This window comes from Mucilaginibacter sp. BGA-UO-ETr-C110 (assembly GCF_059567985.1).
Window position 1 is genome coordinate 987,608 of the sequence record NZ_JCAQPB010000002.1, and the last position, 24,359, is coordinate 1,011,966.

Sequence of the window (24,359 nt, forward strand, 5' to 3'; positions counted from 1 at the left end):
TTATAAATGTGTACAAAACTAAGGTATTAGAAACATTTATTTTACCTGTTCAATTAATTTGTTTACTTACTGTAATAAATAATAATGAATAAAAACTCGTTAAATGCTAATGAGTTAATATTAAGTTAACAAATAAATAAGCAGTTTTGTAAAAGTGAGCCCGGCATGGGCAATTTATATGGATAAACAGGTTCCCTTAATAAACAGAGAGATAAGTTGGTTATATTTTAACGATAGGGTTTTGCAGGAAGCTGCCGACCCAACTGTTCCGCTAATTGAACGGGTAAGGTTTTTAGCCATATTTTCATCCAACCTGGATGAGTTTTACCGGGTACGGGTGGCTACTATGAGCCGCCTGGCCAACCTGAACGAAAAATCAAAGGAAATACTGGGTTACAATCCCAAAAAGATCCTTAACCAGATCAAAAATTTGGTTGTAAAGCAAGAGCGCAAATTCAACAACCTTTACGAAAATATCATTGTAAAGGAGCTTGCCGAAGAAAAGATATTTTTGCTGAACGATAAGCAGCTTAACGTAACTCGCGGGGCCTTTGTTAAAACCTACTTCAGGGAAAAGCTGCTGGCCACACTGGTGCCCATTATGCTTGATGACGAAATGCCGTTGCCCGAACTCCGTGACAGGGCCATTTACTTTTTTGTAAAGCTCACCAAAAACAAAAAATCAAGGTTCGCTCTGATCGAGTTTCCGGACAACCTCTCGAGGTTTATAGCGCTGCCCGAAACTAATAACCTGAAATTTATTATCCTGCTGGATGACATCATCAGGTATAGTTTGGAGGATATCTTCTTTATTTTTAACCATGATACCATTGAGGCTTATTCCTTACAGCTCACCCGCGACGCGGAGCTTGACCTGGATAAGGAGGTAAGCGAAAAGTTTATCGATTCGTTATCCAAAAGCCTGCAAAAACGCAAAAAGGGTAAACCCATGCGTTTGCTGTATGATAGCGATATGCCGCTGGATATGTTAAAATACCTGGTGAACAGAATGGGACTGCACGGCGAAAGCCTGATACCCGGCAACCGATACCATAACTTTAAAAACTTCATCTCGTTCCCCAATGTGGGCCGGCCCGAGCTGGAATATCCTAAATATCCGCCATTGCCTGTTGAGGATCTGTCGTTTGGTAAAAGTTTGATCGGACTGATTGCCAAAAAAGACTATCTGGTGAGTACGCCATACCAGTCGTTTGATTATATCATTCACTTTTTGCGTGAAGCTGCCATTGACCCCAAAGTACGGGAGATCAGCATTGCCGTATATCGCCTGGCAGAAAATTCACGGGTGATACACGCGTTGATCAATGCGGCCAAAAATGGTAAAAAGGTAAACTGCCTGGTGGAGCTGCGTGCCAGATTTGATGAGCAGAACAATATTTTCTGGAGCAACAGGCTCGAAGAAGAAGGTGTAAACGTATTGTATGGCGTGGCTGGTTACAAAGTACACTCCAAAATATGCCTGGTAACGCGCATCGAAAAACGTAAACTGGCTTATTACGCCTGTCTTTCAACCGGTAATTTCAACGAAAAAACAGCCCGTATATATGCCGATCATACGCTGTTTACGGCCAACCCTAAGATCACCGACGATCTGGTGGTAGTATTTAAGGCTTTATATAAAAACGCGCTGCCAAAAGGATTGAAAAATTTGATCGTGTCGCCTATTGATTCCAGGCCGGCTATTTATAAGTTGATCGATAACGAAATCAAAAATGCCAAGGCGGGTAAAAAGGCTTACATGATATTAAAAATGAACAGCCTTGCTGATGAGGACCTGATTACTAAGCTTTACACGGCCAGCAATGCCGGCGTTAAGATCAGGATGATCATTCGTGGGATGTGCTGCCTGATACCTGGTGTGAAAGGATACAGCGAAAATATTGAGGTGATCAGTATCGTTGATAAATACCTGGAGCATGCCCGTGTGCACATTTACTGTAATGGAGGTAATGAGCTGCTGTATCTGACATCAGCCGATTTTATGACCCGTAACATTGATAACCGCATCGAGGTTGGTTTCCCGATATATGACGAGCAGTTACGCAAGGAGATCAGGGATGTGATTGATATACAACTGCATGACAACACCAAGGCCCGCGAAATAAACAGTCAAAATAATAACAAGTACCACAAAACTCACTCTGCCGAGTCGCACCGTGCGCAGATTGAGATATATAATTACTTAAAAGCAAAAAATAAATAAATTGAGATACGCCGCTATAGACATAGGTTCAAACGCCGTGAGGCTTTTGATTGCTGACATTATTGAAAACAATGGTTCGATTTCTTTTAAAAAGAATACGCTGATCAGGGTGCCATTACGTTTGGGCGACGACGCGTTTATACAGCACCATATTTCTGAACGTAAAACCAATGATCTTTTAAAGGCGATGCAGGCTTTCCGCAACCTGATGGATGTTTATAAGGTGACCGATTACCTGGCCTACGCCACATCGGCCATGCGCGAGGCCGAAAATGGGGAAGAGGTGGCAAAACTGATCAAACAGGAGGCAAATATCGACCTGGAGATCATCCATGGCTCAAAAGAAGCTAAGGTGATATACGCCAGTCACGCCGATCAAAACATCGATAAAAGTAAAAACTACCTTTATGTAGATGTAGGTGGCGGCAGTACCGAGCTTTCCCTGTTTTCAACCGGCCAGCTCATGGCATCCAAATCATTCAACATCGGTACTATCCGGATCCTGGATAACCAGGACACCGAAGAAACCTGGAATGAAATGAAGGATTTTATACGCGAACATACCCGCGGCTTTAAACAGTTGGCAGGTATTGGCACCGGTGGTAACATCAATAAGCTGTATAAACTGGCCGAAGAAGAGAACGAGGCGCCGCTGAGCTTTAATAAACTTAGGCAGCTATATACCTACCTTACATCCTTTTCGCTTAAAGACCGTATCAACGTACTGGGCCTTAACCAGGACCGCGCCGATGTGATCATTCCTGCCTGCGAAATATATCTTACCGTTATGAAACATGCCGGTATTAAGAGTATTTATGTACCAAGAGTAGGTATGGTTGATGGTATTATTCAATTACTTATCGAAAAGAATTTATAAAAACTTAACGTAAAATTATTTTTACAAATTTGTTTAATAATATAAAAACTCTTATTACATTTGTAGTGCCCTCTCAAGGGCATGTTTTTCATAGGTAGATGTAGGGTCGGGTACTTGTATTCGACCCTTTTTTGTGCCCGTAAATTTGTGAGCGTGGATTGTTGAAGGATTAATTATGAAGAAGAAGATCGTAGTTGCCATTACGGGGGCCAGCGGCGCTATTTATGCCCGGCTGTTATTAGAAAAATTAAGCCAGTTAAAAGACCAGATACAGGAAGTTGCCGTTGTGATGTCTGATAATGCCAAGGATGTTTGGCGCTTTGAGCTCGATAACGAGGATTTTAGTAAATACGACTATCACTTTTACGCCAAGAACGACTTTATGGCGCCCTTTGCATCCGGATCGGCCAGGTTTGATACCATGGTTGTAGTTCCCTGCTCAATGGGCACGTTGGGCCGCATTGCAGGCGGTATATCTGACGATCTGATCACCCGCGCTGCCGATGTAATACTCAAGGAACGCCGCAAGCTGATCCTGGTGGCCCGCGATACCCCTTTAAACCTCATCCATATCCGCAATATGGAAACGGTGACCGAAGCCGGAGGCATCATTTGTCCGGCCATCCCATCATACTACAGCAAACCCAAAACCATCGAAGAACTGGCCATGACCGTAGTGAACCGTGTAATTGACCTCATAGGTCTGGAGAACGAAAGCTATCGCTGGAACGAGGAATAGTCAGATTTCAGCCCGTGGTCGGTATTGTCACCGCGCCACTCAATGATTTAATAATATTGTTAACATTCTTTGTAATTAATTACAATCGATTACATTTGATAATAATCGCTCAAATGTCTTTTTGACGGATAAAAAACAATTGTAAAGATAACCTCCTGGATTTTTTGAATCAGGGCCACTATACACCTTATTATTAATTTTGAATAATGCATCGCAAAAACCAACCCCTTGTTATTAAAGTAGTTTATACCCTTTTATTATTGATGCTATTTACGGTCACCGGGGTCGGCGCGCAGGATCTTTCAAATATCAAGTTTGATATTACCAGGGTTCCTTTCAGTCGTTTTGGTTCCTATATGTCCTTATCTACACTTGATCACGAGCATCATGACACAGGGAAAATACATATATGTGATCTGTCTGGTTCCAGGTTTTCTTCCAATAACACGGTCCTCACTGCAGAACCCTGGCATGAGCAGCAAGCCCTGCCCGTAAAATACGAAGCAACACCTTTGCAGTTGCAAGGTAAAACTACCCTGGGTATACTAACCTTTTATTTTGAAAGCCCGGAAAGGCTGCATATTATGAGCGACGGTCCCGGTGTGTTTTTAAAGGGGAACCTGGATGGCAGCAATACACTCAGGGTGCCAGGGTATAACAAAACCTGGAAATTAAGGGATGAGCGTATGGTAGTGACCATTCAATCGGGAAGTGGGGGATTTAAAACTGAAAAAGACAAGAACGGTTTCTGGGTAGAGCCTGAACAGGGACATCTGGACATCGTAATAGAACAATATCATAGCGACTGGTTGCCCATAAAATATAACGTATCCTATGCCGAAAGCATGCAGATACTCAAAAAGGAGCTTTTACAATGGGAAAAAACTACGGCTACCGTTTCTCCTGCTTATGAGCAAGGGCGGGAATTGGCGGCGTATATCAATTGGTCGTGCATCGTAAAGCCCGATGGCTACTTGACAAGGTATGGTATGTTGATGTCAAAAAACTGGATGTTCAATATCTGGAGCTGGGACAATTGTTTCAACGCGATCGCGCTGAGCTATCAGCAGCCAAAACTATCCTGGGATCAATTGATGCTGGTGTTTGACCAGCAGGATGTTACCGGGGCTTTGCCCGACTATATCAATGCGCATCATTTGGTATGGGAGTTCCGGAAACCTCCAATTCACGGCTGGACACTCGGCCAGTTAATGGAGCATTCCCAGCTCAGTCAAAAACAATTAGCCGAAATTTATCCGAAGCTTGTAAAATGGACTAACTATTGGTTTATATACAGGGATGGCAATCATAATGGCTTGCCCGAATACTATCATGGCAATGATTCTGGCTGGGATAATGGTTCGGCGCTTGATATGGAGTTTCCGATTGAGGGCCCCGATCTTGCCGCGTTTTTAATAAAACAAATGGACGTGCTCGCTAAAGTGGCTACAAAATTAGGCAAACAAAAGGATGCCGCGTACTGGAACAGGAGAGCCGACACTACGCTAAATAAAATGATCTCCAATTTATGGAACGGGGATAAATTTGTAAGTAAAAATGCTTTATCGAGCAAGGTTAATAAAGATAGCAGAAGCCTGATGGCTTATCTCCCCATGTTAATAGGCGATCGTTTACCCAAAAACATCAGGGACAAAATGGTTGCTGATTTAAAAAAGCCCGGAAATTTTGTTACCGAACATGGTCTTGCTTCTGAGAGCCCGCAAAGCAAACTCTATGGTGCTGATAGCTATTGGCGTGGCCCTGTATGGGCGCCGCCTATGTTATTAATTATTGATGGCTTAAATAGATCGGGCGAAAAGGATTTTGCGCGTCAACTGGCCGAGCGCTTCTGTAATACGTGCGAGGCTGGTGGTTTTGCCGAGAATTTCGACGCCTTAACCGGACAGCCATTACGTGACCCTGCCTACACCTGGACATCCAGTACGTTCCTAATCCTGGCACACCAGTACCTGGAAAAGTAGTCCACCGTGTAATTCTTTGCAGTCGCTCGGCTCCAGCCAAGTGACTGCGAGAGAAATAAGAGGTTGTCATTTCGAACGAGGTACGAGGAGAAATCTTCTTCGACATGCAATTAGACATTGTATACTGCAGAAGATTTCTCTTTCACACAACGCTCATGCCCGCCCATGCTCTATCGAAATGACATCCTTTTTTTAAATTTCATTCTCGGAACACCTATAAATTGGGAGCCCTCCTTTAATATCATTACTCGCCTTTCCGGCACTTAATTAAAAAGAAGGGATAGTTCTCCGTGACTTCCGTGACCTCAAACAATCCGGCTTTGCTAAATTCGGCGTTAATCGATTCCTGGTCGTAAAAATACATGTTCACCCCATCAAATATTTCATGACGGTCTTGGCTCAGCAATTTACCCTGGCCATAGGTTGGGGCGGCTTTCGAAATAACCGTGAAAACCATATAGCCATTTTCTGTTAGTTGATGATAGCAGTCATGGATCAATTTCTCCCGTTCGCTGCCATCTAACAAATGAATTAAAGCATAGCAAAATATGCCATCATACAGGTGTTTGTCAAATGGCATATCGGTTACAGAACCGTGATAGATGGTCATATCTGTTCCGTAATGTTTTTTGGCCATATCAATAGCGGTTTTTGAGATCTCGATCCCGGTAACTGCTATCCCATGATCTCTGAAAACTTGCGCGTTCCGTCCGTAGCCAATGCCTGGAATGAGGATGTTTTTTACTGACTTTTGGACAAAAAAATCTTTGGTCAATACGGCCGACTTTGATGGTTCAAATCCCCACATTTCCTGTTTGTCGATAAAGGCGGATTCCCAAAATTCAGACTTTTCGTTTTCATTCATCATCGCGGCTGTCAAATAAGCCCCTAAAGTAACAATATACTAAAATAGCTCTCGCAAGCGGAATGTCATTTCCCTTCATTATTGGATATTGGGCATTCGATGTTTGATATTAATTAGCTTTAGGCTGGTGCATGATCAGTGTATTCAAAGTCGCTTCTATTTGCGGGATGGGCATTTTTAGTACTAAATAACGATCCCTGGTGCCAGTTTTATCCCAAAGGTTACTACCATTGCTGTTGCATATTATTTTGCCTTTTACCACGTCAAAATACCTTTCATAGCCACGTACGGCAACCAGCACCGCGGTTTCGTCCCAGCTCATTCGGCCTTTGGCATCGTTGGGGTCAAGCGGGATGCTTTTTTGGAATACATCTTTAACCGGCGAATGAACAATAGACTTTTCCTTTGTGATCGGCAAGCCGGTATGGATCTTTTCGCCGATCTCGAACCCGCTAAAAATAATGGGAGAGGGCCAAGTATCGAACGCTATTTTCGAAGAAACGGCGTCCTTTTCTACATTAAACTCCTTGAATTTTCCCATCTCCTGGTTAAAACAGGCGGCCATGCTCACCAACAGTTTTACCTTCTTTTTAACCAGGGCAACTCCATTTAATGGCGATGCTTTATCTGGTTGTGATTGCAACAGGTTAGCCATATTGGTCATAAACCCAATGGTTACAATGGTTACGCTTTGGTCAGGTTGAGCAGCCAGGATCCTGCGGTAAAGCGTTGTGGCGTCCTCCGCCTCATCGTTGTTTTTGATCCGGTGCGGGTACCGGGCAACGATCAGGGAATCCCATTTTTGCGAGCAGGGTATATTTACAGCTTTACCCCGTACCACCCCAATGGGGATGCCGGGTCTTTTGAAATAGGTGTTCAATACGCTTAAAACCGGGGCTATACGGCTATGCTGGTTGCTGGCTATAGTAGCCAGGATGCGGCATTCGCCTTTATCGGCCAGGGCGTGTAAAATGGCCATCGCCCCAACATCGTCATAGTCGGGACCTATATCGGTATCCAATATGATGTTTTTAGGCTGTTGTTGCTGGGCAAAAGCAAATATTCCCAAAAACATAGCCAGCAGCAATAAGATTACCTTATGTTTCATGATGATGATTTTTATAGCTATAAAGGTGTTATAATGCAGCCCGGTGAGTTATACATCGAAAATAGCACAATTTTTAAAAACAACAGCAGGGGATTTGCGATTCGCTACCGCAAGCGCCTCGCTTGTGGTAGCGATGGGGAGTCTCTCAGTTTAAAATTTTCTTAAAATACTTTGAAAGAGAAGGTGATTTTATTTAACTTTGTTATGCAAAGTACTTTTTATTAATAAAAAAAACAACAGTATGAAGATTACAAGAACTAAATTTGTTATCATCTTTCTTGTTTCGGCGTTTGCCTTTCAGATTATCTCTAATTTACTGTTGCAACCTGTAAACGGCGAGTGGTTCCCGGGAACGGGCTCACCAATAGCCTGGAAGCGCACTGTAGCCACAATCATATATCCTGTTAAAATTGTTTTGGTAGGACCCCTGGCACCAATATTCAACGATCCGGACCCGGCACCCCCGGTTAGGGCGCTTGCCTGTGCTTTATACTGGACTATCATAGCGTTAGTTCTTCATTTTCTCCTCAGTAAAATTATCCCCCGTAAAAAACATGAATAGATTTGAAGAAATATACTATGAAGCAAGGGCCGACAAGTGGTTTAAACGCTTTGCTATTTTTTGCCGCATCGCTTTAGCTGCGAGCTTTCTTATAGCCGGCTACGTAAAAATCATAGGTGAAAGATTCGCTGCCGGCCTGCCGTCTAACAACCCTTTAGGACATTACTTTGATGCCCTACTTCTTACAGGCTATTACTATACCTTTATTGGAATTGCTCAGATCATAACAGCTATATTATTACTGATCCCGAGAACATCCCTTCTGGGTGCGCTGATGTATTTTCCCTTCATCGTTAATATTTGTGTGCTGACTTATGCTACCCGCTTTGACGGTACCCGGGGCGTCACGATGATGTTATTGGCAAGCTTGTTTTTATTGATCTGGGATTATGACCGTCTAAAACATATTTTGCCATTTAAGCAGCTCAAAACGGAACCTCGTGTGTTAAAAAAGCCCTTGGGTAAGCGCCTGCGGATCCTGTTTTTTGGAGGTTCCTTCGCCGTCATAGTCTTTATCATCATCGGTACTTTCTATTTATTTGAGATCGTACCGGGCAACTCTGAAGCTGAGTGCAGAAATCAATGTGCTTCGAGTAAAAACCCCGCGGCCTGCGCAGTTTTCTGCGATTGCATTTATAAGCGGGGCCAACCGCTGGATAGTTGTTTGACAACTTTTAATAAGGCGAAAGATATTCGCAGATCTGGCAGAAAGTAGCATATTCTACCCCTTTACAAATAAAACCTGATAGTGATAAGTGATATGTAAAGCGTATTTCATTTTTAACAATCCTTAACTTAATTTAGTATCTATGTCCGATCTCCTTTTCGTTTCGCCTTTTTTTATTGTGACCGACCTGCGAGAGTCGGTAGATTTTTATGTGCAAAAACTGGGTTTTGAAGTGCTCTATATCGCTGAGGAAGAAGCTAATCCTTATTTTGCGATGATCGGCCGTGGGCCGGTGTCGCTCATGCTGAAAGCCAGCGGCGAACCTGTACCTAACCATACCCGTTATGACTGGGCGGTTTGGGATGCGCATATTGGGGTAGCCGACCCGGATGCGTTATTTGATGAATTCCGATCCAAAGGGGTCAATTTTCACCAGGATTTACTCGACAATACCGATAACCTTCGGGGTTTTGCCGTTATTGACCCCAACGGTTACCGTTTATTTTTTGCACGGCCGCTATAAAAATCAAAGAGCGCCTTTGGATCATGGTTTTTTATTTTTAAACGGAGACATTTCCTATATTTTATGTGCAGGTCATCTTTCAATAGCCTAAACTTTTATATTTGAGATTATTAACTGAGCCTGTCCATGAAAAAAATCTACTACTGTCTTTCCCTGGTATTTTTAATGACGGGTTTCCGCCCGGCTTTTGCCCAAATTGATACCGTTTCTAATCTTTCATCAGCCGATAAATTATATGGCCTGAGTAAATTCTGGTCGGAAGCAAAATACAATTTCGCGTATTTCGACCATGCCAAAATTAACTGGGATAGTACCTACCAAGCCTATATCCCCAAAATACTGGCCACAAAAAACACCTGGGAATATTATATGGTGATGCAGCGGTTTTGCGCCTTGCTAAAAGACGGGCATACCGATATTGATTTCCCGCAGACGCTGATGCCGCATGGGTCCAGGTATAGATGGATCAATATTGAAAATTTTAACAAAAAACTCATTGTGACTGATATTCCGCTGCAATTTAAAGACCAGGTGCCACTGGGATCTGAACTGGTAAGCGTGGATGGGATGGATGCAAAAGCCTATGCCGAAAAGGAGATCATTCCCTATATCAGCTCGTCAACAGAACATGTGCTTTGGAATACAGCCGCGGCTATGATGTTTTATGGTACCGATACGGCTAAAGTATGGCATTTGAAGCTACGATCGCCCAAAGGCAAGCTAATAGATTACAACTATCAATACCATACCTATCGTGCCAATTGGGTGAGGCGGGCAACCAATAATACACCCTGGAAGGTGCTGAATTACGAAAATATAAATGGGATAGCTTACGTGAAACTGAACAGTTTTGGCGACGAGTCGATAGTTACCGAATTTAAAAAGATAGTGCCTGAACTGTATAAATGCAAAGGCGTAATCCTTGATCTGCGCGGTAATGGTGGTGGTAACAGCGGCGTAGGGGCCGAGATACTGATGTATTTTACTGATCAGAAGGTTTTGGTGGGCTCTGCCTGGAAAACCCGCGATAACCTGTCGGCCTACCGGGCATGGGGAACCTATGAATTAATGGACACCACCAAAAAAGGTAAATTATCCAACTGGCAGCAAAAATCGATAGCATCGGCCAAAGGCGAGTACTGGTACAAGGGCGATACCATGACCTTTTACAACTATGTTAAAGATCAAAAAATTAAAACACCGCTGGTGGTATTGTGCGGAAATAATACAGCCTCGGCTGCCGAGGATTTTTTAGTGATGATAGATGGCTTAAAAGGACGCGCTACAACCATTGGGCAGCGTACTTATGGCAGTACTGGTCAGCCCTTGCCACTCACTTTACCCGGCTTTACGGCCCGCATCTGCACCAAGCGTGATACCTATCCGGATGGCCGCGACTTTGTAGGCATAGGCGTTATCCCGGATATTGAGGTGCCCCGCACCCCAGAGGATGTGATTAATGGTACCGATGCCGTGTTAAAACGGGCCCTAAAAGAAATAAATAATAAGAAGTAGACTATCCTGCCACATGTTTTTACAAGACCGATAAATTGCGTATATTTGTATGTACACCAGCCCGGTTTCTTGATCTATCAGGAAACCGGGCTGTTTGGTTAAGGGGAAATACAACCAAAAATCAACCATTTTGTATTTAGTTATTTGATATACAGGTATTTAATACTTTTTAAAGCTTTTAAAACCCATCAGAAATTTGTTAAAAAGTGTTAAAATCGATGGTTTTGAATGAATTTTGAGCAGTTTTTGACTCGTTTTAGCCCGTTTTTTAGTTAAAAAAGTGTTAAAATAAAGCTTTAAAAAGTTTTCGATAGGGAGCCTGATCAAATATATGTGGTAGTTTGGTTAATAGGTTTGTCATAACTCAATAATTCACTAACTCAGTAATTCAATAATTAATTATCTTTGCGCCCTTTAAGATGAATAAGAAAGTTGCCTTTTATACGCTGGGCTGTAAGCTCAACTATTCGGAAACCTCGTCTATCGGGCGCCTGTTTAACCAGGCCGGCTACGATACGGTGGAGTTTACGAACACCCCCGATGTTTTTGTGATCAACACCTGTTCGGTTACCGAAAACGCGGATAAAAAGTGCAAGAAAATAGTTAAGGAAGCGCTCAAAATATCACCAAACGCTTATGTGACCATTGTAGGTTGTTATGCGCAGCTAAAGCCACAGGAAATAGCCGAAATACCGGGTGTTGACATGGTGTTGGGTGCCGCCGAAAAATTCCAGATCATTGATCATATTACCGATCTGACCAAGAAGCCTAAGGCCCTGGTGTTTAACCAGCCCGTATCCGAAGCTAATGAGTTTGTACCCGCCTATTCGTTTGGTGACCGTACCCGTACTTTCCTGAAAGTTCAGGATGGCTGCGATTATTCCTGTACCTTTTGTACCATACCGCTTGCCCGTGGCAGCAGCCGCAGCGATACTATTGAAAACGTGATAGAGCAGGCCCGCCAGATAGCGGCATCAGGAGTAAAAGAAATTGTGCTTACCGGTGTAAACCTGGGCGATTTTGGTATTCGCAATGGTAAACGCGAGGACAAATTCTTCGACCTGGTACAGGCTTTGGATGAAGTAGAGGGAATTGACCGCATCAGGATCTCGTCCATAGAACCTAACCTGCTTACCGACGAAATTATTGCCTTTGTGGCTACTTCAAAGCGGTTTGTGCCACATTTTCACATCCCCTTACAGTCGGGTTCTGATAAGATATTGGGCCTGATGCGCCGTCGCTACAAACGCGATCTGTATGTAAACCGGGTAGCTAAGATCAAGGAGCTGATGCCTGATTGCTGTATTGGAGTAGATGTGATCGTAGGTTTTCCCGGCGAAACCCGTGAAGATTTTGTGGAAACCTATAATTTTCTGAATGAGCTGAACGTTTCATACCTGCACGTATTTACCTACTCGGAACGGGAAAACACCCTGGCCAGTCAGATGACCGGCGCGGTACCAGGTTCTGCCCGTGGCGAGCGCAGTAAAATGCTGCATATCCTGTCTGACAAAAAACGCCGCGCGTTTTATGAAAGCCAGTTAAACAAAACCGAAGAGGTTTTATTTGAAGGGGACATCAAAGAGGGCTATATGCACGGTTTTACCCGTAACTATGTTAAGGTACGAACCAAGTATGATCCGGTGCTGATCAACGAGCTTAAAAAGGTTTACTTAACAAATATTTCACCTGATGGTGATGTCGATATAACAGAAAGCGCAGAAATATTAGTGCATTAAAACGCTATATTCGCTTCAAACTATAACCTATGTTTCCAACTATTACATCGCTTCTTCAATATCTTTTCGGTATAAATATCCCTTTGCCTATTCAAACTTTTGGCTTTTTTGTGGCCATAGCTTTTATGGGCGCTTACTGGGCCTTTGCGCAGGAATTTAAACGGAAAGAGAAATTAGGCATCATTCATTCGTTTAAAAAAACGGTTACTGTAGGCAAACCCGCCTCGGTTAATGAATTGGTTGGTAATGGTGTTTTTGGCTTTGTTTTAGGTTATAAACTGGTTGATTGTATACTGAACTATCGTTTGCTTCTGGATGGCCCGCAGGATTTTTTGCTGTCATTACGCGGTAGCTGGGTAGGCGGACTCATTGGCGCCGCAGCGTTTGCTTACTGGGCCTATCATGAGGCTGAGAAGCAAAAACAACCTAAGCCAGTAACCAAAGAAGTAACAGTACACCCGCATGACCTTATGGGCAATATTTTGCTGTGGGCAGCTGTTTTTGGGTTCGCTGGTGCCAAAGTATTTAACGCCTTGGAGAACTGGGGCGAATTTATGAAAGACCCTGTAGGGATGCTGATAGGTTTTAGCGGATTGACCTTTTATGGTGGTTTAATATGCGGCGGTGCTGCTGTGCTTTACATCGCTAATAAGCATGGTATCAAACCACTTAATATGTTGGATATTGGTGGTCCGGGTGTGATGCTGGCTTACGCTTTGGGTAGGGTAGGCTGCCAGATGTCGGGTGATGGGGACTGGGGGATAACCAATACCGCGCCAAAACCGGGCTGGCTGAGTTGGGCTCCTGATTGGATGTGGGCCTTTAAATTTCCGCACAATGTAAACGACGAAGGTATTGCCATTCCGGGTTGTATTGGCAAGTTTTGCCACGAGTTGCAGTATCCGGTTTATCCCACATCGTTTTATGAAGTGCTTGTTTGTTTACTGCTGTTCTGGCTTTTATGGAGCATCCGCGATCGTATAAAACCAGCAGGTGTAATGTTTGGCATCTACATGATATTGGCAGGCGTAGAACGCTTTTTTATAGAATTGATACGCGTAAACACTAAATATCATGTTGCCGGTATCAGCTTTACCCAGGCCGAGTTTATTTCGTTGCTGATGGTTATTGGCGGGGCTGTTTTAATTGTGAATGGGTTAAATAAGGATAAAAAATCAGCGGTTTTAAAGCATGGCTAATACTAAGCAAGCCAACAAATTATTGGATAACCAGGTATTCAGATTTGTGATCTCTGCAGGGGCAGGTTTTTTAGTTGATGTTTCTGCCTTTTACTTGTTTTATCATAACTTATTAGTACGACATACTTACCAGATATTTTCGTTAACGGTTCGTAATTCTACCTTATCTCTGGCACTATCATTTTTTATGGGTGTGATCGTTAATTTCCTGATCACCCGCTATATGGTTTTTACGGAGTCAAAACTATCGGCCTATAAGCAGTTTGTTCGCTTTGCATCCGTAGCCTGTCTTGGTTTTTTCGCGAATTTAGCAGTGATAAAAATATTGATACAGGATTTTGGGATATACCCACCGGTGGCCCGGATAGGGGCCGCGTTAAGCTTGTTCTTTGCAAGCTTTTTTGTACATAAAGCATTTTCATTCAGCTTATCATTACGCAAACATGCAACTCAAAAACATAACTGAACAGGTAATTGAAGTTTCAAAACAAGCCGGCGATTTTATAAGACAGGAGCGTAAAACCTTCAACGCCGATAAAATTGAATACAAAGGTTTGAACGATCTGGTATCTTACGTAGATAAAACTGCCGAGAAACTGATCGTAGAAGGTTTACGCAAGATATTACCTGAAGCAGGTTTTATTACCGAAGAAAAAACCACCACCACCGTTGGCGAAAGATATAATTGGATCATTGACCCCTTGGATGGTACCACCAATTTTATACATGGCATCCCTTCGTTTTCGGTAAGTATAGCGCTTAAAGAGTATGATGAATTAGTGGCCGGTGTAGTATATGAGGTGAATCTGGACGAATGCTTTTATGCCTGGAAAGGTGCCCCGGCATATCTGAACGGTACCGAGATCAGGGTAAGCAATAACCAAACTGTGGCCAATAGCTTATTAGCGACAGGGTTCCCATATTATGACTTCGGAAAGCAGGATGCCTATATTGCCTTGTTTGCCGATCTGATGAAGAATTGTCACGGTCTCCGGCGTTTAGGTTCGGCGGCAGTCGACCTGGTTTATACGGCATGTGGCAGGTTTGATGCTTTTTACGAGTATAATTTAAACTCCTGGGATGTAGCTGCCGGTATAGTTATCGTAAGGCAGGCCGGGGGCGAGGTAGTAACCTTTAACGGTGGCAATGATGTGCTAGAGGCCAGAGAAGTTGTGGCAACTAACGGAAAAATAACTGCGGAATTGGTGCAGTATATTCAGAAATACTTTAAGTAAGGATTTCACCGATAAAAAAAGATTTCACCGATTTCAGTTGATATAACAATATGAAATCGGTGAAATCCTAAATAATCGGTGTAATCAAATATTTATAAAGCTTCCGATACTACTTCGGTAACTTCGGGTACCATGCGTTTAAGCAGGTTTTCGATACCGGCTTTAAGGGTAACAGTTGAAGAAGGGCAACCGCTGCATGAACCACGTAGTTCAACAGTAACTACACCTTCGTTAAATGAACGGTATGAAATAGCGCCGCCATCCTGCTCCACAGCCGGACGAACGTAATCATGTAATATCTGTTGTATTTTTACTTCGGTTTCAGAACCTTCAAAGTTTCCCGCTTCTGTTTCTTCCTCTAATTGTATTTTGAGTTCAGATTCAACAGCGCCTTTTACAAACTCTTTCATAATGGGCTCTACATCGTCCCATTCGCTGCCTTCAGTTTTGGTGATGGTAACAAAATTACTGGCGAAGAAAACACCGTTAACAAAAGAAAATTTATATAACTCCTTTGCAAAAGGTGATTTTTCAGCACTTTCTTTTGTGGCGAAATCGGCACTGCCATTAATAAGCAACTTGTTCACAATGAACTTCATTGTTGCCGGGTTTGGCGTTAACTCTGTATATACGTTGATATTCATTTTAGCTTTCTGATTAAATCTTGAATTAACAAATTTAGGTAGCTTTTTTGTTTAAAGTTAGCTATTAATTAGTTATGACATGCAGATGATAGATGACTTTTATGTGCAGATGTGCAAATTTCAAATGTGCAGATGTTTTAAAACCGACCATCTGCATATCTGCACATTTGAAATTCGCACATCTAAAATTAAATACCTGTATAGTTTGCTGGTGTTATCTGTTTTAGCTCTTGTTTAATAGCATCACTTATATTTAACGTATCAACAAAGGCTGCTATTGTTTGTGCGTTAATTTGTTGATTGGTTCTGGTGAGGTCTTTTAATGCTTCGTACGGGTTAGGATAGCCTTCGCGCCTTAATATGGTTTGTATGGCCTCTGCAACAACCGGCCAGTTAGCTTCCAGATCAGCGTTAATAGCGTCCTGGTTCAAAAGTAGCTTGCCTAAACCTTTTATAGTTGATTTGATAGCGATCAGCGTATGAGCCACCGGGACACCGATATTTCGTAAAACGGTTGAATCGGTCAAATCACGCTGTAATCTGGAAACCGGAAGCTTGGCTGCCAAATGCTCAAATAAAGCATTGGCAATACCCAGGTTACCTTCGGAGTTTTCAAAATCTATCGGGTTAACCTTATGTGGCATGGCCGAAGAACCAACTTCACCCGCTTTTATCTTTTGTTTAAAATAGTTCATGGATATATAGGTCCACATATCGCGGTCCAGATCCATGATAATGTTATTGATCCTTTTCAATGCATCGCAATGGGCCGCAAAATTGTCATAATGCTCTATTTGCGTGGTAAATTGTGAGCGTTTAAGGCCTAATATATCGTTAACAAAATGGTTACCAAAAGCTTTCCAATCATTTTTAGGGTAGGCTATATGATGCGCATTGAAATTACCCGTTGCGCCGCCAAATTTGGCCGAGTAGGGTACTGCTGCCAATAATTCAAGCTGGGCCTCTAAACGTTCTACAAAAACCTGGATCTCCTTACCCAAACGGGTTGGCGAAGCTGGTTGCCCATGAGTATGGGCCAGCATCGGCACCTGATTCCAATCACGCGCGTAATTTTTTAAAGTATTAACCAGTTCATTTATAGCAGGATAATAGGTATTGTTTACAGCCAGTTTAAAGGTATATGGTATGGCTGTATTGTTAATATCCTGAGAAGTAAGGCCAAAATGTATAAACTCTTTATAAGGCTCAAGCCCACCTAATTTGTCAAATTCTTTTTTTATAAAATACTCAACCGCTTTTACATCGTGATTGGTAGTTTTTTCGATCTCTTTGATGCTTTCGGCGTCGGCCTCACTGAAGTTTTTATAGATGTCGCGTAACTTTTCAGACACTCCAGCATCAAAATGTTGTAATTGAGGTAGTGAACTTTCTGTTAAGGCAATAAAATACTCTATCTCAACAAATACACGGTATTTAATCAAGGCGTATTCGGAAAAGTAATTGGCAAGTTCAGCGGTGGTATTACGGTAACGGCCATCAATTGGCGAAATTGCTGAAAGCGGAGTAAGCGTCATGTTCTTTATAAATTTTGGCAAAGGTAAGAAAATTGATGCGCAGATGATCAATAAGCGAGGGCGCAAATCGGAAACTATAAAATATTGGGGATCTGTTGTCCTGTTTTGGGATTGTCATTTGTTATATAAGTATTTAAAACAAATGGCATGAGATCAGCATATTAAAACGTTTTGTCAGGAATTTGTATTTTCTGACGGAAACTTTGAAATCAAAAAATGTTTCCTTAGTTTTGACCCGGAAAGTCAATGAGTCAAATAGAGCGAGTAATACAAGGAAGCCTGGAACTGTTTTTAAGAGCAGGGATCAAGAGCATTACCATGGATGATATAGCCAGACATATCGGCATGTCAAAAAAAACCATATACCAGTTTTTTAAAGACAAGAACGAATTGGTTACAGCAGTACTTAGAGTGAGACTGAAAGAGGATGAAGATCAGATGACTGACATCATTAGTAAATCAAACGATGTAATTGAGGAAATGATCAACATGATGAAATGCTCTGAAGAAGTATTTTCCGTGATCAACCCAATAGTTGTACATGATATGCAGAAATATCATCCAGATGCCTGGGCCGAGTTTCAAAAGTTTAAAGCGGAAGTGTTGATCAAAACCATGGAAGAACTTTTGATAAAAGGAATGAAGCAGGGTTACATTCGTCAGGATATCGACGTAAAGATTATTGCAAGGATGAGGGTGAGTCAGATTGAACTGGGCTTTAATACCGAGATTTTTCCTGTATCGGAGTTTAATACCTGGAGAGTACAGGTACAGTTTCAGGATCATTTTAATTATGGCATCTGTACACTTAAGGGATACAAGCTTTTAAACCAGTATAAAAATATACACGAAGAATAAAGGATTGCTGACATAAGGTTGTCATTAGCTGACGTGACCTTTGATTGGTAAAAACATAAATAATAAAGTAATAACCCAACTATAGTATATAAAATGAAATACTTACTTTTTACGGCAACTGTACTTTGCGCCATAGCCTTTAAAAGCTATGCGCAGGAAGCGCCACCTAATAACCAAACTTTTAGCTTTAGCATTCAGGATTGTATCAATTATGCCTATGAGCACCAGGACTCTGTAGTAAATGCCGGGCTTGATATCAAGAGCGCAGAATATAAGGTTAAAGAAACAAGAGGTATAGGGTTACCCCAGATAAGTGGATCAGCCACTTTTCAGGATTATTTAAAGATACCTACAACTTTGTTGCCCGGCGAAGTATTTGGCCAGCCCGCAGGTACTTTTATTCCTGTAAAGTTTGGGGTTAAATATCAATCAAGTATTGGTGCAACAGCAGATCAGATACTTTTTGACGGTAGTTACCTGGTAGGTTTAAAGGCTTCCAGAACATATAAGGAGCTTTCCTTAAAAAACCTAACCCGTAATAAAATCCAAATTAGCGTAGCGGTTACCAAAGCTTACTATCAGATATTGGTTAGTAATGAACAGTTAAGATTAACAGATGCCAACCTTAAGCAATTAAAACAGCAGTTTGATGAAACTACAGCTCAAAATAAGCAAGGAACGGTTGAAAAAATAGATGTAGATCGTATTGCGGTTCAGTATAACAATTTAGTAACCACCCGCGAAAATACCATCCGGTCTCTTGCTTTAAATTATCAGGTTTTGAAATTTCAAATGGGAATGCCTATAGAGAATGCTCTTTCTTTAAAGGACAAACTGGATGATATTAAATTAGATGATACTGCTGACCTGGCAGCCGATACTTCATTTTATCACAACCGCATTGAATACAGCTTATCGGAAACAGGTATTGCACTTAAAAAACTTGATTTGAAGCGCCAGCAATCACAATACTTACCAACGCTTAAAGCTAATGCAAGCTATACCTCATCTTATCAGAATAATAGTTTTGGTAACTTGTACAAAATGAACTTTCCTTCAAGCTACGTTGGACTAACTTTAAACATCCCCATATTTAATGGATGGCAGCGCTTAAACCAGGTAAGACAATCAAAAATTGCAGTTTTAAAATCGCAGAATGATTTAGAGAATTCAAAAAACGGGCTGAAACTGGAAGCTAATAAAGCTAATGTTGCCTATGTTAATGGGATACAAAGCCTTAATAATCAAAAAAGAAACAGGGAATTAGCAGAAGAAGTGCTGCGTGTTTCTAAAATAAAATATCAACAGGGAGTTGGCTCGAGCCTGGAGGTAACGCAAGCCCAAACCTCACTTGATGATGCAAATGACAAATATATACAGGGACTTTACGATGCTTTAATAAGCAAAGTTGATCTGGATAAGGCATACGGCCGCATTAAATAAACAATTACTAAACCTACTATATAATTATTCAAATGAAAAAACTACTATACATACCAGCTTTCATTTTTTTGGCAGCTTGCTCCAATAAACCTAAGGATAAATCGGCTGAATTGGCCGACTTGAAAAAACAACAGGCTGATCTGAATTCAAAGATAACCAAGCTACAGGCCGAGGTTGGTTCAAAAGACTCCTCTAAAACTACGGATGTAAGCACTATTGCTATAAAACCAGCCCAGTTTACCAATTATGTTCAGATACAAGGTAAAATTGATGCCCAGGATAATGTAACTGCTTATCCGCAGGCCTCGGCTGTTATCACCGCCATATATGTAAAAGTAGGGCAGCACGTAAGTAAAGGACAAACATTGGCCCAGCTTGATGATAATGTGCTGAGACAAAATATAGCCCAGAACGAAGCACAGGTTAATTTAAACCAAACATTATTCAATCGTCAAAAAAATCTTTGGGATCAAAAAATAGGTACCGAGGTACAGTTTTTACAAGCGCAAACAACACTGCAAACTGCCAAAAAAGTTTTAGCCGGGTTAAAACAGCAAGCCAGCCAATACCGTATTGTATCTCCTATTAATGGAACTATTGATCAGATGGATCTTAAATTAGGTCAGGCTGCATCGCCAGGCCAAACGGGTATCCGGGTGGTGAATGCTGATGTTTTAAAAATTAAGGCTGATGTGCCTGAATCTTATGCAGGCAGCGTAAATACGGGTAATGAAGTGAAAATATCAGTGCCTGATGCCCAGGATTCATTAGTTACCAAAGTAACTTTTGCCGCTAAAGTTATTGACCCTACATCAAGAAGCTTTGGTGTTGAAATAAAACTACCTGTACGTAAAAGTTTGCGTCCAAACATGACCGCCATTATCCAGATAGCCAATTACTCCAAAGCTAACACCATTGTAGTGCCGGTTAAAGCTATCCTGAAATCAGAAAATGGTGATTATGTTTATCTGAATCAAAATGGCACCGCTAAAAAAGTGAATGTTAAATCGGGCACAACTTATGGCGGCAACACCGAAATATTGTCGGGATTAAAAAGTGGCGATGAGCTGGTTACCGAAGGGGCTACTGAAATTGAGGATGGTGATAAAATTAAGGTATTACAGTCTGCTAATTAATTATTAACGTTTGATCTGTTGATTATGAAAGATCTGAATAAAGAATTTGGGCCCTCAAGTTGGGCCATTGACAACAAAACGGCCATTTATGTGCTCATATTCCTGGTTACCGTGCTGGGATTAATAAGCTACAACAATTTGCCAAAGGAAAATTTTCCGGACATTGCGATACCTAAAATCTTTGTAACTACAACGTTTTTAGGCCAGTCGCCACAAAATGTGGAGAATCTGGTAACCCGGCAGATAGAAAAGAAGTTAAAATCGTTAAAAGGCTTAAAGAAAGTTACTTCAAACTCGGTTCAAAACGTATCCATTATCACAGCCGAGTTTAATATGGATGTGAAGACCAGGGATGCCAAGATTGATGTTAAAGATGCTGTGGACAAAGCCAAGCAGGATTTGCCACAGAATGATGACAACTTTAAAGAACCGGTTATTTCTGACATTAACGTAGCCGATCAGCCTATTTTATACATTAACATATCCGGCGATTATGACCTGAAGAAGCTAAAAGAATATGCCGATATTTTAAAAGATGAGATTGAAAGCTATAAAGAAATATCAAAAGTTGATGAAGTAGGCGCCTTAACTCCTGAAATACAGGTGAACGTTGATATGAATAAAATGGCGGCGGCACAGATAAGTTTTAGTGATATTACCCAGGCAGTTGGCAACGAAAATATATTATCATCTGCAGGTACTATAAAAACAGATGGTATACGCCGTAGTATTGATATTAAACAGGATTTTAAAAATGCAGACCAGGTAGCTGCTATGATTATTCGTAACCCGAAAGGACAAGCAGTTTATTTAAAAGATATTGCTGAAATTAAGGACTCATTTTTAGAGCAGGAAAGTTATGCACGCTTAAAAACCAACGACAACCCCAAATTTAAAAACGTAATTACGCTTAACGTAAGTAAAAGAGCAGGAGAAAACCTGATTGAAGCATCGGATAAAATTAACGACCTGATAAAGGCTAAACAGAAAACAGTATTTCCTAAAGGATTGGACATTGTGGTAACCGGCGATCAATCAGATAAAACCCGTACTACTCTTAACGATCTGATCAATACCATTGTGATCGGGTTTATACTGGTTACTGTTATTCTGATGTTTTTTATGGGTACCACCAATGCCATATTTGTGGCGCTTTCGGTACCGTTGTCGTGCTTCATCGCGTTTTTGGTGATGCCGGCCATCGGTTTTACCCTGAACATGATCGTACTGTTCTCCTTCCTGCTGGCATTAGGTATTGTGGTGGATGATGCTATTGTGGTGATTGAAAATACGCATCGTATTTTTGCCAATGGCAAAGTGCCTATTAAACAGGCCGCCAAAATGGCCGCAGGCGAAGTGTTTATGCCGGTTTTTTCGGGCACAATGACCACCCTGGCCCCATTTGTACCCCTGGCTTTCTGGAATAGCATTATCGGGAAGTTTATGTTCTTTCTGCCTATTACGCTCATTATCACCTTACTGGCATCCTTAGTTGTGGCTTATATTATCAACCCGGTATTCGCGGTCGATTTTATGAAACCGCACCATCCGGGCGAACATGATAATCCCAAATTCGATAAAAAAACCAGGAGGGCTCTCATATATCTGGCCGTGGCCGCGGTATTGGGCTACCTTATGAATGTGGGTATTGGTAATCTGGTGGTTTTTATCATGGCATTATACCTGTTAAACCATTTCTTTCTGTTAAGGGTAATAGACCGGTTTCAGAACAACGCATGGCCTAAATTTAAAAACTGGTATGCTAAATGGCTCGAAAAGGCTGTTCAACGTCCTATTACCATGGTCTTAGGAACAGTTGCTTTGTTTATTCTATCCATTGTTTTATTGGCTACGATAGGCAAAACGCCGGAATTTTTCCCTTCGGGCGACCCTAACTTTGCCTACGTATATATTACTATGCCTATTGGCACCGACCAGGCTACAACCAATGAAGTAACCAGGAAAATTGAGCAGCGCGTAGCCAAAGTAGTTGAACCTTACAAAGGGATGGTATCATCCATTATTTCAAATGTTACCAAAGGCGTAACAGACCCCACGGATGAAGACCAGGGCGATTACGAAAATAAAGGTAAGGTAACGGTGGCTTTTGTAGAGTTTGGTAAAAGAAACGGTCAGGATACTAAAGTGGCGCTGGCTAAAATACGTGGCGCGGTACAAGGTTTACCCGGAGTTAAAATAGCCGTTGCGCAGGAAGCCAGCGGTCCCCCGATACAAAAAGATATTAGTATTGAAATTATTGGTGATGATCTTGATTCGCTGGTAAAAACAGGCAGCAGGTTAAAAACCTACCTGGATAAACAGAACATTGCCGGTATTGAAAACCTGATTGCCGATGTACAAAGTGATAAACCTGATATTGTTTTTGATATTGATCGTGAGCGTGCTAACCGCGAAGGTATCAGCAGTTTTCAAATAACCGACAATCTTAATACAGCTATTTTCGGCAGAAAAGCAGCCGATTTCAGAAACACAAAAGAGGATGATTACCAGATAAAGGTGAGAGCGATGGAACAACAACGCGGCAATATTGATGAACTGCGTAATTTAAAAATAACGTATCGCGATTTAGCTACCGGTGGTGCCATACGCCAGGTGCCTATATCTGCCTTTACCGATATTCGGTATACCAATACCTTTAGTAACATTAAGCGTAAACAACAGCGAAGAGTGCTTACCCTGGGATCAAATGTTATAAAACCATTTAACCCTAACGAAGTAAATGCTAATATTTTACAGGCTATCAATAATTTTAAAAAGGCAGATAATATTAGTATCAGACAGGGCGGTGGCCAGGAAGACCAGGCGGAGGCTATGAACTTTTTGTTAGGAGCTTTGGCTACATCATTCGGTTTGATATTGATCATCTTAATGATGCAGTTTAACTCCATTGGTAAAACATTCATTATCATCAGCGAAATTTTCCTGAGTATTATCGGTGTATTTCTGGGGGTGAGTATTTTCGGCATGACCATGTCTATCGTTATGACCGGTATAGGTATCATTGCCCTTGCAGGTGTAGTAGTGCGTAATGGTATATTGTTGGTTGAGTTTACGGATATGCTCATAGAGCAGGGTGCTAACCTTCATGATGCTGTGGTAGAAGCTGGGCATACCCGTATGACCCCGGTATTACTAACCGCAACCGCGGCCATATTAGGCTTGATACCACTGGCTGTAGGCTTTAATATTGACTTTGTGGGGTTATTTACACACTTTAAACCACATATTCACTTTGGTGGCGATAACGTGGCTTTCTGGGGGCCATTAGCCTGGACAATGATATTCGGACTTGGGTTTGCAACCGTCATTACCCTGATCCTGGTGCCTTGTATGTACATTATCCGTTACAATCTTAAAGCCAAACTTTTTGGTAAAAAATCGGTTGAGCCGCATAAAGAGGTTCTGGAAATCGAAACGGTTTAATTGATATAAAAATTGAAAGAGGCTGTATCATCATTGATTAATGATACAGCCTCTTTTCTGTTTA

General features: G+C 41.7%; 20 protein-coding genes. 16 read left to right on the top strand and 4 right to left on the bottom strand.

Annotation, left to right across the window (positions count from 1 at the left end; genetic code table 11):
- Window positions 1–178 precede the first annotated feature (178 nt).
- From ppk1 to AC57BQ_RS05560, 4 genes are all read left to right on the top strand, one after another.
- A complete protein-coding gene (ppk1, locus tag AC57BQ_RS05545) occupies window positions 179–2,224 on the top strand; it encodes a polyphosphate kinase 1 (protein WP_496405318.1) in 2,046 nt (681 codons plus the stop codon).
- Between the two features lies 1 nt (window position 2,225).
- Complete coding sequence (locus AC57BQ_RS05550) at window positions 2,226–3,101, top strand: Ppx/GppA phosphatase family protein (protein WP_496405319.1); 876 nt, start codon at window positions 2,226–2,228, stop codon at window positions 3,099–3,101.
- A 175-nt stretch (window positions 3,102–3,276) separates the two neighbouring features.
- Window positions 3,277–3,840 carry a UbiX family flavin prenyltransferase gene (locus AC57BQ_RS05555; protein WP_496405320.1) on the top strand — a complete coding sequence of 188 codons (564 nt, stop codon included), beginning with the start codon at window positions 3,277–3,279 and terminating at the stop codon, window positions 3,838–3,840.
- A gap of 206 nt (window positions 3,841–4,046) precedes the next feature.
- Window positions 4,047–5,822 carry an amylo-alpha-1,6-glucosidase gene (locus AC57BQ_RS05560; protein WP_496405321.1) on the top strand — a complete coding sequence of 592 codons (1,776 nt, stop codon included), beginning with the start codon at window positions 4,047–4,049 and terminating at the stop codon, window positions 5,820–5,822.
- A gap of 244 nt (window positions 5,823–6,066) precedes the next feature.
- On the opposite strand, the gene AC57BQ_RS05565 is transcribed toward AC57BQ_RS05560, so the two are convergent.
- Window positions 6,067–6,690 (bottom strand): class I SAM-dependent methyltransferase, encoded by a 624-nt coding sequence (locus AC57BQ_RS05565; RefSeq protein ID WP_496405322.1) that lies wholly within the window; start codon window positions 6,688–6,690, stop codon window positions 6,067–6,069.
- Window positions 6,691–6,796: 106 nt separating this feature from the next.
- A complete protein-coding gene (locus AC57BQ_RS05570) occupies window positions 6,797–7,795 on the bottom strand; it encodes a nucleoside hydrolase (RefSeq protein ID WP_496405323.1) in 999 nt (332 codons plus the stop codon).
- A gap of 241 nt (window positions 7,796–8,036) precedes the next feature.
- Between AC57BQ_RS05570 and AC57BQ_RS05575 the strand changes: the two genes are divergently transcribed.
- From AC57BQ_RS05575 to AC57BQ_RS05610, 8 genes are all read left to right on the top strand, one after another.
- Entirely contained in the window at window positions 8,037–8,357 is a 321-nt protein-coding gene (locus AC57BQ_RS05575; RefSeq protein ID WP_496405324.1) for a hypothetical protein, read from the top strand.
- Entirely contained in the window at window positions 8,350–9,072 is a 723-nt protein-coding gene (locus AC57BQ_RS05580) for a hypothetical protein (protein WP_496405325.1), read from the top strand. The genes AC57BQ_RS05575 and AC57BQ_RS05580 overlap by 8 nt, the downstream gene beginning before the upstream one ends.
- A gap of 94 nt (window positions 9,073–9,166) precedes the next feature.
- Window positions 9,167–9,547 (top strand): VOC family protein, encoded by a 381-nt coding sequence (locus AC57BQ_RS05585; RefSeq protein ID WP_496405326.1) that lies wholly within the window; start codon window positions 9,167–9,169, stop codon window positions 9,545–9,547.
- A 126-nt stretch (window positions 9,548–9,673) separates the two neighbouring features.
- Window positions 9,674–11,062: a S41 family peptidase gene (locus AC57BQ_RS05590; RefSeq protein ID WP_496405327.1), complete on the top strand. Its 1,389-nt coding sequence runs from the start codon at window positions 9,674–9,676 to the stop codon at window positions 11,060–11,062.
- Window positions 11,063–11,481: 419 nt separating this feature from the next.
- Window positions 11,482–12,801, top strand: coding sequence for a tRNA (N(6)-L-threonylcarbamoyladenosine(37)-C(2))-methylthiotransferase MtaB (gene mtaB, locus AC57BQ_RS05595; protein WP_496405328.1), 1,320 nt, complete (start codon window positions 11,482–11,484; stop codon window positions 12,799–12,801).
- 29 nt (window positions 12,802–12,830) lie between these two features.
- Window positions 12,831–14,000 (top strand): prolipoprotein diacylglyceryl transferase, encoded by a 1,170-nt coding sequence (locus AC57BQ_RS05600; protein ID WP_496405329.1) that lies wholly within the window; start codon window positions 12,831–12,833, stop codon window positions 13,998–14,000.
- A complete protein-coding gene (locus AC57BQ_RS05605; protein ID WP_090471956.1) occupies window positions 13,993–14,466 on the top strand; it encodes a GtrA family protein in 474 nt (157 codons plus the stop codon). The genes AC57BQ_RS05600 and AC57BQ_RS05605 overlap by 8 nt, the downstream gene beginning before the upstream one ends.
- Window positions 14,444–15,235 carry an inositol monophosphatase family protein gene (locus tag AC57BQ_RS05610; RefSeq protein WP_496405330.1) on the top strand — a complete coding sequence of 264 codons (792 nt, stop codon included), beginning with the start codon at window positions 14,444–14,446 and terminating at the stop codon, window positions 15,233–15,235. Before AC57BQ_RS05605 ends, AC57BQ_RS05610 begins: the two co-directional genes overlap by 23 nt.
- A 92-nt stretch (window positions 15,236–15,327) precedes the next feature.
- Here AC57BQ_RS05610 and AC57BQ_RS05615 read toward each other — a convergent pair whose 3' ends face one another.
- On the bottom strand, window positions 15,328–15,879 hold the full coding sequence (locus AC57BQ_RS05615; RefSeq protein ID WP_496405331.1) for a NifU family protein: 552 nt from the start codon (window positions 15,877–15,879) through the stop codon (window positions 15,328–15,330).
- 188 nt (window positions 15,880–16,067) lie between these two features.
- Window positions 16,068–17,414 (bottom strand): adenylosuccinate lyase, encoded by a 1,347-nt coding sequence (gene purB / locus AC57BQ_RS05620; RefSeq protein ID WP_496409459.1) that lies wholly within the window; start codon window positions 17,412–17,414, stop codon window positions 16,068–16,070.
- 246 nt (window positions 17,415–17,660) lie between these two features.
- On the opposite strand from purB, the gene AC57BQ_RS05625 reads away from it, so the two are divergent.
- The 4 genes from AC57BQ_RS05625 to AC57BQ_RS05640 all read left to right on the top strand — a co-directional run bounded on the left by AC57BQ_RS05625 (window position 17,661) and on the right by AC57BQ_RS05640 (window position 24,295).
- On the top strand, window positions 17,661–18,272 hold the full coding sequence (locus AC57BQ_RS05625) for a TetR/AcrR family transcriptional regulator (protein ID WP_496405332.1): 612 nt from the start codon (window positions 17,661–17,663) through the stop codon (window positions 18,270–18,272).
- Window positions 18,273–18,365: 93 nt separating this feature from the next.
- Complete coding sequence (locus AC57BQ_RS05630; protein ID WP_496405333.1) at window positions 18,366–19,715, top strand: TolC family protein; 1,350 nt, start codon at window positions 18,366–18,368, stop codon at window positions 19,713–19,715.
- Window positions 19,716–19,747: 32 nt separating this feature from the next.
- Window positions 19,748–20,851 (top strand): efflux RND transporter periplasmic adaptor subunit, encoded by a 1,104-nt coding sequence (locus AC57BQ_RS05635; protein ID WP_496405334.1) that lies wholly within the window; start codon window positions 19,748–19,750, stop codon window positions 20,849–20,851.
- Between the two features lie 24 nt (window positions 20,852–20,875).
- Entirely contained in the window at window positions 20,876–24,295 is a 3,420-nt protein-coding gene (locus AC57BQ_RS05640) for an efflux RND transporter permease subunit (protein WP_496405335.1), read from the top strand.
- Window positions 24,296–24,359 lie beyond the last annotated feature (64 nt).